Below are 12,399 nucleotides of genomic sequence, written 5' to 3'. Positions count from 1 at the left end.
TGGTATTTGCCATACATATCGGCCCTCATGCATAGTTATAATATTCCGGCTGATATGTGCTCTCTGGCTGCTGTTCAGCGGTAATGAGCCCAACGCAACACCTATACCAGCCCTCCTCACGTCTCCCGATCCGCACACAACAAGGAACAACCATGTTCAGCAACACTCCATTCGAAGCCGCAGAAGTCATCAAAGCCCGCAAGCCGGGTTTCGAGCCGCGCGCAGCACTGATCCTGGGCTCGGGCCTGGGCGTGCTGGCCGAGCAGATGACGGATGCCGTCTCGATCAGCTACGCCGACCTGCCGGGATTCCCGATCAGCACCGTGCACGGCCACGCGGGCGAACTGGTGCTGGGCACCCTGGCGGGTGTCCCGGTCGTGTGCATGAAGGGCCGTGGCCACTTCTACGAAGGCTACGGCGCCGCGGTGATGACTTCCGCCGTGCGCACGTTCAAGCTGATCGGCTGCGAAATGCTGCTGGTGACCAACGCCGCCGGCTCGCTGCGCCCTGAAGTGGATGCCGGCAGCGTCGTGGTCCTGAACGACCACATCAACCTGCTGCCGGGCAGCCCGATGGCTGGCCCGAACGACGAGCGCTTCGGCCCGCGCTTCTTCAGCATGGCCAACGCCTACGACGCCGACCTGCGCGCCCTGATCAAGGAAACCGCAGCAAGCAAGGGCATCACCCTGCACGAAGGCGTGTACCTGGCCTGCCCGGGCCCGAACTTCGAGACCGCCGCCGAAATCCGCGCGTTCAAGGCGCTCGGCGCCGACGTGGTCGGCATGTCGGTGGTGCCGGAAGTGATCTCCGCGCGCCATTGCGGCCTGAAGGTTGCCGGCATCTCGGCGATTACCAACCTGGCCGAAGGCCTGACCCCGTTCCCGCTGTCGCACGAGCAGACCCTGAAGTACGCCGCGATCGCGGCCAAGGACCTGGTCACCCTGATCCACTCCTTCATCGAGCGCCTCGGTTCGACCCCGCGCGCTGCAGCCTAAGCATTCACATCCATATCGAGCGATTCCATGTCACGCGCATTCATCCTCCTGCTTGACTCCTTCGGCCTGGGCGCGCTGCCCGATGCCGACAAATACGGCGATCTAGGTGCCAACACCTTCGGCCACATCGCGGCCTGGGCCGCGAACGAGGGCAAGCCGATGGCGCTGCCGAACCTGGAGCGCCTCGGGCTCGCCGCCGCTGCCCACAAGGCGAGCGGCGAATGGGCGCCGGGCTTCAGCCGGCGCGACGGTTTCACCGGCGCCTGGGGCGTCGCCCGCGAGCAGTCCACCGGCAAGGACACGCAGAGCGGCCACTGGGAGATCGCCGGCGTGCCGGTGCTGTTCGACTGGGGCTACTTCCCGAAGACGGTGCCGTCCTTCCCCGCAGAGCTGACCGACAAGCTGCAGGAGATCACCAAGGTACCGGGCTGGCTCGGCAACTGCCACGCCTCGGGCACCACCATCATCAACGAACTGGGCGACGAGCACGTCGCTACTGGCCGTCCGATCCTGTACACCTCGGCCGACTCGGTGCTGCAGATCGCCGCGCACGAGGAGCACTTCGGCCTGGAACGTTTGTACGAAGTCTGCGAGGCCGCGTATGAGCTGGTCAAGCCCTACAACATCGGCCGCGTGATCGCGCGCCCGTTCGTTGGCGAGAAGGGCAACTACAAGCGCACCAGCAACCGCCACGACTACGCCGTGCCGCCGACCGCACCGACCCTGCTCGACCACGTCAAGGATGCGGGCGGCGAGGTCATCGCCCTGGGCAAGATCAGCGACATCTTTGCTGCGCAAGGCGTGACCCAGCTGATCAAGGGCGCCGACAACATGGCCCTGTTCGACCGCCTGGTCGAAACCGCCGACACTGCGCCCTCGAAGTCGCTCACGTTTGTCAACTTCGTCGACTTCGACATGCACTTCGGCCACCGCCGCGACGTCGCCGGCTATGCGAACGCGCTGCACGAGCTGGATGCGCGCCTGCCGGAATTCATGGCCAAGCTGAAGGACGGCGACCTGGTCGTCATCACCGCCGACCACGGCTGCGACCCGACCGCACCCGGCTCGGACCACACGCGTGAACATATCCCGATGATCTTCTTCGGCCCGAACGTCGCCGCGCAGGAACTGCCGATCGCGAATACCTTCTCCGATATCGGCGCAACCCTCGCCAAGCACCTTGGCGTCAAACCACTTTCGAACGGAACCGCACTGCTATGACCCAGCCCCTGGACTTCAAACGTAACACCGCCGTCGGCCTCGACCTCGGGCTGGTCAAGCATGTCAAGGTGAACCGCAACGCGGCCGACCGCCGCGCCGCCAGCCTGGCGAACCGCCGCACCGTCAAGAAGGAATACCAGGCCGCCTGGCTGGTGCGCGCCATCGAGTGCATGGACCTGACGACGCTCGGCGGCGACGACACCCCGGGCCGCGTCGAGCGCCTGTGCATGAAGGCGATGCGCCCGCTGCGCGCCGACCTGATGCAGGCACTGGGCCTGGAAAGCCTCACCACCGGCGCCGTCTGCGTGTACCACGAGATGATTCAACCCGCCGTCAAGGTCCTGCAGGGCCGCCTGCCGATCGCCGCCGTGTCGACCGCCTTCCCGGCCGGCCTGTCGAGCCTGGAAACCAAGATCCGCGAGATCGAACTGTCGGTGGCCGCCGGCGCGACCGAGATCGACATCGTGATCACCCGCCAGCACGTCCTGCTAGGTAACTGGCAGGCCCTGTACGACGAGATGGTGGCCTACCGCCAGGCCTGCGGCGACGCCCACGTGAAGGCGATCCTGGCCACCGGCGACATCGTCACCCTGGACAACGTGGCCAAGGCCTCGATGGTCTGCATGATGGCCGGCGCCGACTTCATCAAGACCTCGACCGGCAAGGAAGGCGTCAACGCCACCATCCCGGTGTCCCTGGTGATGACCCGCGCGATCCGCGACTACTACGAGCAGACCGGCTTCCAGGTCGGCTACAAGCCGGCCGGTGGCGTCTCCACCGCCAAGGCCGCGCTGCAGTACCTGACCGTGATGAAGGAAGAACTCGGCAACGAATGGCTGCAGCCGCACCTGTTCCGCATCGGCGCGTCGAGCCTGATGACCGACATCGAACGCCAGCTCGAACACTACGTGACCGGCAACTACTCGGCCGCCCATCGCCACGCGCAACCATAAAACAGCAACGGATTCGTCATGCCCACTATTAAAGAGATTCTTCAGACTATGGATTACGGCCCCGCACCAGAAAGCACCAAGGAAGCGAACGCGTGGCTGGACCAGCATGGACGCCGTTTTGGCCTGTTCATCGATGGCGCGTGGACCGAAGCTGCCACCACCTTCGCCACCAGCAACCCGGCCGATGCCAGCGAGCTGGCCCAGGTGACGCAGGCAACGAGCGACGACGTGGAACGCGCCGTGCAGGCCGCGCGCCGCGCCCAGCCGGGCTGGGTGGCCCTCGGCGGCCATGGCCGCGCGCGCGTCATGTATGCGGTGGCACGCCTGCTGCAGAAGCATGCGCGCCTGTTCGCGGTGCTCGAAACCCTCGACAACGGCAAGACCATCCGCGAAACCCGCGATGCCGACCTGCCGCTGGCCGCGCGCCACTTCTACCACCACGCCGGCTGGGCCTCGCTGCAGTCGGAAGAATTCGCGGACTACCGCGCCGTGGGCGTGGTCGGCCAGATCGTGCCCTGGAACTTCCCGCTCTTGATGCTGGCATGGAAGATCGCCCCGGCCATGGCGGCCGGTAACACCATCGTGTTCAAGCCGGCCGAGTTCACGCCGTTGACCGCGCTGCTGTTCGCCGAGATCTGCCAGCAGGCCGGCGTCCCGAGCGGCGTGGTCAACATCGTCACCGGCGACGGCGCCGTGGGCGAAGCCATCGTCAAGCACCCGGGCATCGACAAGCTGGCCTTCACCGGCTCGACCGAAGTGGGCCGCATCATCAGGAAGGCCACCGCGGGCACCGGCAAGAAGCTGTCGCTGGAACTGGGCGGCAAGTCCCCGTTCATCGTGTTCGACGACGCCGACCTGGACGCGGCCGTGGAAGGCCTGGTCGATTCGATCTGGTTCAACCAGGGCCAGGTGTGCTGCGCCGGTTCGCGCCTCCTGGTGCAGGAATCGGTCTACGAGCGCTTCATTGCAAAAGTAAAGGCGCGCATGCAGAACCTGCGCGTGGGCTCGCCGCTGGATAAATCGAACGACATCGGCGCGCTGGTCGATCCGATCCAGCAGCAGCGCATCCACGCGCTGGTGGAATCGGCACGCCTTGAGGGTTGCGACGTGTGGCAGCCAAGCTGCGAAGCACCGACCGCCGGTTCCTGGTACCTGCCGACCCTGATCCTAGGGGCCTCGACCTCGGCCGCCGTGGCGCAAGCCGAGATCTTCGGCCCGGTGCTGGTGGCGATGAGCTTCCGCACGCCGAGCGAAGCGGTGCAGCTGGCGAACAACACCGTGTACGGCCTGGCCGCCTGCGTGTGGTCGGAATCGATCTCGCTGGCGCTGGACGTGGCGCCGCAGATCAAGGCTGGCGTGGTATGGATCAACACCGCCAACCAGTTCGACGCAGCCTGCGGCTTCGGCGGCTACAAGGAATCGGGCTTCGGCCGCGAAGGCGGCAAAGAGGGCATGGTCGAGTACCTGACGCCGCTGGCGGAAGACGCGCGCCCGGCGGCGCCGGTCGTCACGGCAGTTGGCTCGAACCAGGGCCGTGTGAAAGCGTCGGAAGAAGGCAACCCGTTCGCCGTGGACCGCACCGCCAAGCTGTACATCGGCGGCAAGCAGGCGCGCCCGGACGGTGCCTACAGCCGCGCGATCATGGGCGCCAACGGCGCCTTCCTGGCCGATATCGGCGAAGGCAACCGCAAGGACATCCGCAACGCCGTGGAAGCGGCGCACAAGGCTTCCGGCTGGGCCAAGGCCACCGCGCACAACCGCGCCCAGGTGCTGTACTACATCGCCGAGAACCTGGCGATCCGCGCCGACGAATTCGCCCAGCGCATCGCCGCGCAGACCGGCGCCAAGGATGCGGCACGCGAGGTGCAGGCATCGATCGAGCGCCTGTTCTACTGGGCCGCATGGTGCGACAAGTACGACGGCCTGGCCCACCAGCCGCCGATGCACGGCATCACCGTGGCCCTGAACGAGCCGGTCGGCGTGATCGGCATCATCTGCCCGAACGAGAACCCGCTGCTGGGCTTCATCTCGCTGGTCGCTCCCGCACTTGCCCTGGGCAACCGCGTGGTGGCGGTGCCGTCGGAAACGGCGCCGCTGTCGGCGCTCGATCTGTACCAGGTGCTGGACACTTCGGACCTGCCGGGCGGCGCGCTGAACATCGTCACCGGATCGAGCTCCGAACTGGCGCGCACGCTGGCGTCGCACGCGGACGTGGATGCGGTGTGGCGCCACGACGGTTCGGCGGAAGGTTGCGCGGAAGTGGAGCGCTTATCAAGCGATTCGCTCAAGCGTACCTGGGTTGGCGGCGCCAAGGGCCGTGACTGGTTCGATGCGAAGCAGGCGTGCGGCCGCACGGTGCTGCAGCATGCGAGCCAGGTGAAGAACGTCTGGATTCCGTACGGCGTCTGATACCAATAGCTTCGAAACCGTCATTCCCGCGAAGGCGGGAATCCAATTTCGTAGCGCGCTACTTACGTCAAGCGTAGGCAGTACGCATAGAAACTTGGATTCCCGCCTGCGCGGGAATGACGTTTTGGAGATAACACTGAAAACGGTTTATAAGGAAGCATCATGTTCCTCCCCCAAGAAATCGTCCGCAAAAAGCGTGACGGCGGCATCCTGAGCGCCGAAGAGATCCAGTTCTTCGTGCGCGGCATCCCGGACGGCAGCACCACCGAAGGCCAGATCGCCGCGCTGGCGATGGCCGTCTACTTCAACGACATGACCATGGACGAGCGCGTCGCCTTCACGCTGGCGATGCGCGATTCCGGCCTGGTGATGGAATGGAAATCGCTGGACCTGCCGGGCCCGGTGGTCGACAAGCACTCGACCGGCGGCGTCGGCGACGTGGTCTCGCTCATGCTGGGGCCCATGATCGCGGCCTGCGGCGGCTTCGTGCCGATGATCTCGGGCCGCGGCCTGGGCCACACCGGCGGCACCCTGGACAAGTTCGATTCGATCCCGGGCTACAGCACCGTGCCCGATCCGGACAAGTTCCGCCAGGTGGTGAAAGACGTGGGCGTGGCCATCATCGGCCAGACCGCCCAGCTGGCGCCGGCCGACAAGCGCTTCTACAGCATCCGCGACACCACGGCGACGGTCGAGTCGGTGGCCATGATCACCGGGTCGATCCTGTCGAAGAAGCTGGCCGCCGGCCTGGATGCGCTGGTGATGGACGTGAAGGTCGGCAGCGGCGCCTTCATGCCAACCTATGACAAATCGGTGGAGCTGGCCGAGAGCATCGTCCACGTCGGCAACGGCGCCGGCACCCGCACCTCGGCCATCCTGACCGGCATGAACGAGTCGCTGTGCCACGCCGCCGGCAACGCCGTCGAAGTGCGCGTCGCGATCGACTACCTGACCGGCAAGTCGCGACCAAGCCGCCTGCATGAAGTGACGATGGCCCTGTGCGCCGAGATGCTGGTCATTTCCAGCATCGCCGCCAACGAAGGCGAAGCCCGCGCCAAGCTGCAGGCAGCCCTCGATTCGGGCGAAGCGGCCGAGCGTTTCGCGCGCATGGTCACCGCCCTGGGCGGCCCGGCCGACCTGATGGACAAGCCGGATGCGCACCTCGAGACCGCGCCGGTCATCGTGCCGGCACCTAGCCTGCAGGCAGGCTACGCGACCGCGGTCGATACCCGCGGCCTGGGTCTGGCGGTGGTGGCGCTGGGCGGCGGCCGCGTGCGTCCGCAGGACACGATCGACTTTGCCGTCGGTCTCACCAACCTGGTGGAACTGGGCGACACGATCGCAGTCGGCCAGCCGCTGGCGATGGTGCATGCCCGCACGCAGGAAGCTGCCGAGCAGGCGGTGCGCCAGGTGCAGGCGGCCTACCAGATCGGTGCAGAGAAAGCGGCCGCCGAGCCGATGATCTACAAGACCATCCGTCCTTGAGGGATCGAGCATGAAATACGCAAAACTCATCGACGAAGCTAGAGCCGCGCGCGAACTGGCCTACACCCCGTACTCGAAGTTCCAGGTCGGCGCCGCGCTGGAATGCAAGGACGGCCGCATCTTCCGCGGCTGCAACATCGAGAACGCGTCCTACGGACTGTGCAACTGCGCCGAGCGCACCGCGTTCTTCAGCGCCATCGCGCACGGCTACAAGCCGGGCGACTTCACGGCGCTGGCCGTCATCGGCCAGACCGAGGGGCCGATCGCTCCTTGCGGCGCCTGCCGCCAGGTGATCCTGGAACTAGGTGGTAATGCATTGCCCGTGGTGCTGACCAACCTGAACGGCGATGTGTTCGAGACCACGGCTGCCGAGCAGCTGCCGAACGCGTTTGGCGGGCGGGACCTCAACACGTAAGCAGCCGCATGAGGACCGCAAGAGCTAGGGCGGTCTCACGGTGATGAACAAGCGCTGCATGCGGAAACGCTGCAGCGCTTTTCTTTTGGCCCTGCAGCGGGCCGCCCATCGCGGTTCGGATTAATCCGAGCGATTTCATCCATCTCCGAATCACTGTGTCCGCGCCGAGTCAGTTTCATGCTTGTCGTCAAGCAGCCTGATCCTTCGCAACAGTGGCATCGGCAACTCGACGTGTAATCAACGAGTTGACTTTGCACATAGGAACGGAGGAAACGATGTTGGAGCATGCCCGCGAATCCAGCCTGCTTGCGTCGCTGAGCCGTTTTACGCAAGACACGCGCCTGCTCAGGCTGACGACGCCCCTGGGTACCGACCTGTTGGCGGAGTGCGTACGGGGCGAGGAGGGCATCAGCGAAGGCTACTGCTTCCGGATCGACGCCTTGTGCACGGATGCCCATGTGCCGCTGAAATCGCTGGTCGGACAACCCGCGCTGCTGCAGCTGTTGACCGCCACCAGCCACGACGACTTGCGTCCCTTTCACGGATACGTCACCGCCGCCGACATGACCGGCGCGAACGGCGGCTTCGCGCGCCATGTCCTGCGCATCGAGCCCTGGACCCGCTTCCTCTCGTTCGGCCGCGACAGCCGGGTGTTCCAGGACATGACGGTGTTCGACATCCTGGAGGTGGTTTTCGGCAGCTATGCAGGCCGGGGCAGGGTCGCACCCGCATGGCGTTTCGAGCTCGCCGACCGCGCCGTCTATCCGAAGCGCAGCCTCACCACGCAGTACCAGGAAAGCGACCTTGCCTTCGTCGAACGCCTCATGCACGAGGAGGGGCTGTTCTACTTCTTCGAGCACGGCGGCGACGCGGACAGCCCCTCGCTGGGCAGCCACGTGATGGTCATCGCCGACCATAACGGGGCGTTCGCGCCGAACGTCCAGGATTCGGTCGCGTTCACCCGTCCCGGCGCGGTCATGCAGGCTGACAGCATCGACCGCTGGCGCAGCGAATGCCACCTGTCCACGAATGCGGTCGAGATGGGCAGCTGGGATTACCGGACGGCGCGCCAGCGCCAGGTCCAGGCTGCGGGAACCGGCATCGACGGCCCGCTCCTGTGCAGCCGCGATGCGCCGGGCGTCTATGCCTGGGAGAACCGCGAGCAGGGCCAGCGCATCGCAAGGAACCAGATCGAGGCGATCGAAGCCGCGCGCCACGTGCACATCGGCGCCGGGACGGTGCGGACCTTCGCGCCAGGCACCACCTTCACGCTGCACGGCCACGCCAGGTTCGACAGCGCGCACGGCGACGATGGTCGCACCTTCCTGATCGTGCGCACGGTACACCTGATGCACAACAACCTGAGTGCCGACATGCTCGACAACGTCGCCAAGCTGCTGGGGCCGGGCATCGTGGCCGCGACCGATGCCGATGAGCCGGGCTGGAAGGCGGCGCGTCCCGCCAGCGGCGAGCGGCCGCTGTATCGCAACCGCATGGACGCCATCCTGGCCAGCCTTCCATACCGCAGCAGCGGCATGCACCGCAGCGGCCGCATCCTCCATCCGCGCCCGACGGTGCGCGGCCAGCAGACCGCTATCGTGGTGGGAGCGCCTGGGGCGGTGGTGCATACCGACCGGGACCACCGCATCAAGGTGCAGTTCCACTGGCAGCGGGGCGCAGCCAGCCATGGCCGCAGCGATCATCCGCATCCCGACGGGCACACCGGCGCCCCTGGCGACGACAGGGCCGGCACCTGGGTGCGGCTGGCGACGCCGGTCGCCGGTGCCAACTGGGGCAGCAACATGGTCCCGCGCGTGGGACAGGAAGTGCTGGTCGATTTCCTCGAGGGCGACATCGACCGGCCCGTGGTGATCGGCAGCCTGTACAACGGACGCGGGCAGCCCGATGCGCAGTACAACCAGGCCGCGTACGGCGCCGGGGCGGCAACCGGCAACGCGCCACCGTGGTTTCCGGGCGAGGACGGTGGCCACGGGCACCCGGCGGTCCTGTCCGGCTTCAAGTCGCAGGCCATGCAGGCCAGCCAGGCCGGCGCCGGCGCCTATAACCAGCTGGTGTTCGACGACAGCGAAGGGCAGGCGCGCATTGCCTTGCAGCACCACACGAAGGCGCACGATGGAGCGGCCGAACTGAACCTGGGACACCTGCGGCACCAGAGCGATAACGAACGGCTGCAGACGGTGGGCTTCGGCGCCGAGCTGAAGGCGGCGAACAGCGTGGCGCTTCGCGCAGGGCAAGGCATGTTGCTGTCGAGCGATGCGCGCCATGGCGGCAATGGCAACCAGCTCGACTCGCGCGAAGCGCTTGCCCAGGTCGCGGCGAGCCAGCAGTTGCAGCTTGGCCTGGCGTCGCAGGCGCAGAAACACAACGCCAAACTGAAGGACGAGCCGGCGCCTGAGGAACTCCTTGCGATCAAGCAGATGGGCCATAGCGCCGAGGTGCTCGAGGCGACGCAGGCGGCCGCCGGCGGCCAGCAGGAGGCCGCAGCATACAGCGAGCCGCACCTGCAGCTGTCGAGTCCATCCGGCATCGTCGCGACCACACCCCTGGACGCCGTGCTGGCTGCGGGCACGACCAGCAGCATCGTCGCCGGGCAGGATATCAATCTCGCCGCGCAGGGCAATGCGTCCACGCTGGCTGCGGATGGCATCAGCCTGTTCACCTACGGTAAGGCTACCAACAAAGACAAACCCAACCAGGAAGCCGGCATCAAGCTGCATGCGGCCAGCGGGAAGCTGAGCACGCAGAGCCAGTCGGGGACGACGTCGATCACCGCCGACAAGACGGTGACGGTGGCCAGCGTGACCAAGTCGGTGGCGATTTCTGCGCCGAAGAAGCATGTGTTGCTGACGGCGCAGGGGGCGTACATCAAGCTCGAAGGGGGGAATATCGAGGTGCATGCGCCGGGGAAGGTGGAGTTCAAGGCGAGCAAGAAGGAGTTGGCGGGGCCTGTCAGTGTTCCGGGTGTCGACCTCGCCATGAAAGTCTCCGAGTTGAATATCAAGCGTGACCTGGAGATTGAATTCGTGGACGCGGATGGCAACGTGCTGACCGATGAGCCGATTAATCTGAACTTCTCGAATGGAGCAGAAAAAAAGGTGGTGCTGGACGGTAGCGGCAAGGCACTGATCAAGAACGCTCCTCTTGGACCATTCGGCGCAAAGCAGCCACGACGCAAGTGAGGATCAGCAATGGGCGCGAAAAAATCAAATGCGGCATTGAACGCGAAGGTGCAGGAAGTATGCATCGACCTGCCAGGTGAGCGTGTGCAGTGCTGGCGATCGAGCGACAACGTCAAGGTCATCCTGCGCAAGCACCGTGACGTCATCTTCGATATCAACCTGAAGGCCGACACGACTTACACAGTCGAATCAAAATCGGAATTCTATAGTCCTCGCGAGAAGAAATTGCTGAGAAAGGCAAACTTCTTTGATGGCGAGCGGTTTCAAATATGGGTTGGCCGGGAGTTCAAGGGGGAACTCGTATTGAGCGTCAACGGGGCGGTCATAGGGCGATATAAAGTCATCGACCTCGACGCGACGAGTTATGGCGCTGACCCCAAGGAAAAGCCTGAGCCGCTCTTAATAGTGTTGGGGCAGAGTGTACAAACGGCTTCGTCAACGCGTGTCGGCGGTAGTCCCACGAATTATTGGAAAAGTCATCAAGATATCTTCGCGGTGGCGCAACCAAAGATGTCTATTTTGACAACCGCAAGTTATACTCGATTCGACTACTTGTATCCACCAGAGCCGCCCGTAGTGAAAGATTACGTCGCGGTGGCTGATGTAAAACCTGACGAAATCAGGCCAGACGTTTTAATGAAACTCGAAGCAGGCCCGGTCACTGGAAAGCCGGGGGAGTTGTTTTCGGCTAGTCCGAAAAATGGGCTTTGTTGCGTAAATCAGGCTCGACCAGCGTAGAACCCGCAGGTCTGGTAGCCTGAACGGATGAAACCAGCTCCACAGAAGTACCGCACGACGAACTGGAAGACGTACAACGAAGCCCTCAAGGCACGCGGCTCGCTGCTGATCTGGCTTGATCCAACGATGAATTGGCACGGCCAGCCGAGCGGCAAACGCGGGCGTAGCCAGACGTTCAGCGACGAGGCGATTCAGTTCTGCCTGAGCATCAAGTGCCTCTTCAATTTACCACTGCGGCAGGCCATGGGCATGGCGCAAAGTTTGCTGCACCTGGCCGGGCTCGATTGGCCGGTGCCGGACTACAGCACGGTCAGCCGGCGCCAGAAGACGCTGCAGGTCGCCATTGGAGCGGTGCCGACCACGACGGGACTGCATCTGCTGGTGGATAGCACGGGTATCAAGATGCTGGGCGAAGGCGAGTGGAAGACGAAGAAGCACGGCGCGGAATACCGCCGTCAATGGCGCAAGGTGCACCTTGGGATCGACGCGTCCACGTTGGAGATCCGAGCCATGGAGGTGACCGACAACAGCATTGGCGATGCGCCTGTCCTGCCAGCGCTGCTCGACCAAATTCCTGTCGATGAGAAGATTGCCAGCGTCAGCGGCGATGGCGCTTATGACACGAAGGACTGCCACGAGGCCATCGCCCGGCGTGCCGCTCAAGCCATCATCCCGACCCGCAAGAATGCCAAACCCTGGAAGGCAAATCGCTGCGGTGCCGATGCGCGTAACGAGATACTGCACACGACACGCAGGCTGGGCCGGGCGATCTGGAAGAAATGGAGCGGTTACCACCGGCGCAGCCTTGTCGAAACCAAGATGCGCTGCTTCAAACTGCTGGGCGAACGCGTCATGGCGCGTGACTTCGACCGTCAGGTCGCCGAACTACAAGTGCGGGCTGCCGTGCTCAACCGCTTTACTCGGCTTGGTACCCCGATTACGGTCCCAGTGTTGTAAAACGAACTACAAATAGCGTCAGCTCG

General features: G+C 64.8%; 9 protein-coding genes. All 9 read left to right on the top strand.

The annotated features are described in order from the left end of the window. Nucleotides 1–152: 152 nt before the first annotated feature. The 9 genes from xapA to ACFFJK_RS04680 all read left to right on the top strand — a co-directional run bounded on the left by xapA (nt 153) and on the right by ACFFJK_RS04680 (nt 12,373). The gene (xapA, locus tag ACFFJK_RS04720) at nt 153–995 is read left to right on the top strand and encodes a xanthosine phosphorylase (protein ID WP_379677970.1); all 843 of its coding nucleotides are present in this window, start codon (nt 153–155) and stop codon (nt 993–995) included. A 27-nt stretch (nt 996–1,022) separates the two neighbouring features. Further along, nucleotides 1,023–2,216: a phosphopentomutase gene (locus ACFFJK_RS04715; protein WP_379677969.1), complete on the top strand. Its 1,194-nt coding sequence runs from the start codon at nt 1,023–1,025 to the stop codon at nt 2,214–2,216. After that, entirely contained in the window at nt 2,213–3,169 is a 957-nt protein-coding gene (gene deoC / locus ACFFJK_RS04710) for a deoxyribose-phosphate aldolase (protein WP_379677968.1), read from the top strand. The genes ACFFJK_RS04715 and deoC overlap by 4 nt, the downstream gene beginning before the upstream one ends. Nucleotides 3,170–3,187: 18 nt before the next feature. Continuing rightward, a complete protein-coding gene (locus ACFFJK_RS04705; protein ID WP_379677967.1) occupies nt 3,188–5,578 on the top strand; it encodes an aldehyde dehydrogenase family protein in 2,391 nt (796 codons plus the stop codon). Nucleotides 5,579–5,740: 162 nt separating this feature from the next. Beyond that, a complete protein-coding gene (gene deoA, locus ACFFJK_RS04700; RefSeq protein ID WP_379677965.1) occupies nt 5,741–7,063 on the top strand; it encodes a thymidine phosphorylase in 1,323 nt (440 codons plus the stop codon). 10 nt (nt 7,064–7,073) lie between these two features. Next, a complete protein-coding gene (locus ACFFJK_RS04695; protein ID WP_379677964.1) occupies nt 7,074–7,478 on the top strand; it encodes a cytidine deaminase in 405 nt (134 codons plus the stop codon). A 275-nt stretch (nt 7,479–7,753) separates the two neighbouring features. Next, on the top strand, nt 7,754–10,678 hold the full coding sequence (locus ACFFJK_RS04690) for a type VI secretion system Vgr family protein (protein ID WP_379677963.1): 2,925 nt from the start codon (nt 7,754–7,756) through the stop codon (nt 10,676–10,678). 9 nt (nt 10,679–10,687) lie between these two features. Next, nucleotides 10,688–11,416 (top strand): hypothetical protein, encoded by a 729-nt coding sequence (locus ACFFJK_RS04685; RefSeq protein WP_379677962.1) that lies wholly within the window; start codon nt 10,688–10,690, stop codon nt 11,414–11,416. 27 nt (nt 11,417–11,443) lie between these two features. Further along, a complete protein-coding gene (locus tag ACFFJK_RS04680) occupies nt 11,444–12,373 on the top strand; it encodes an IS5 family transposase (RefSeq protein WP_379677961.1) in 930 nt (309 codons plus the stop codon). Nucleotides 12,374–12,399: the final 26 nt, after the last annotated feature.

This window comes from Massilia consociata (assembly GCF_042432755.1).
Lineage (GTDB): Bacteria > Pseudomonadota > Gammaproteobacteria > Burkholderiales > Burkholderiaceae_D > Telluria > Telluria consociata.
The sequence above is the reverse complement of the archived record's forward strand: the minus strand, read 5'-3'. Positions and strand labels throughout refer to the sequence as shown.

What these genes read in the sequence shown, in the direction of transcription:
- xapA (WP_379677970.1), top strand. Translation starts at nt 153, where the DNA reads ATGTTCAGCAACACTCCATTCGAAGCCGCAGAAGTCATCAAAGCCCGC.
- ACFFJK_RS04715 (WP_379677969.1), top strand. Translation starts at nt 1,023, where the DNA reads ATGTCACGCGCATTCATCCTCCTGCTTGACTCCTTCGGCCTGGGCGCG.
- deoC (WP_379677968.1), top strand. Translation starts at nt 2,213, where the DNA reads ATGACCCAGCCCCTGGACTTCAAACGTAACACCGCCGTCGGCCTCGAC.
- ACFFJK_RS04705 (WP_379677967.1), top strand. Translation starts at nt 3,188, where the DNA reads ATGCCCACTATTAAAGAGATTCTTCAGACTATGGATTACGGCCCCGCA.
- deoA (WP_379677965.1), top strand. Translation starts at nt 5,741, where the DNA reads ATGTTCCTCCCCCAAGAAATCGTCCGCAAAAAGCGTGACGGCGGCATC.
- ACFFJK_RS04695 (WP_379677964.1), top strand. Translation starts at nt 7,074, where the DNA reads ATGAAATACGCAAAACTCATCGACGAAGCTAGAGCCGCGCGCGAACTG.
- ACFFJK_RS04690 (WP_379677963.1), top strand. Translation starts at nt 7,754, where the DNA reads ATGTTGGAGCATGCCCGCGAATCCAGCCTGCTTGCGTCGCTGAGCCGT.
- ACFFJK_RS04685 (WP_379677962.1), top strand. Translation starts at nt 10,688, where the DNA reads ATGGGCGCGAAAAAATCAAATGCGGCATTGAACGCGAAGGTGCAGGAA.
- ACFFJK_RS04680 (WP_379677961.1), top strand. Translation starts at nt 11,444, where the DNA reads ATGAAACCAGCTCCACAGAAGTACCGCACGACGAACTGGAAGACGTAC.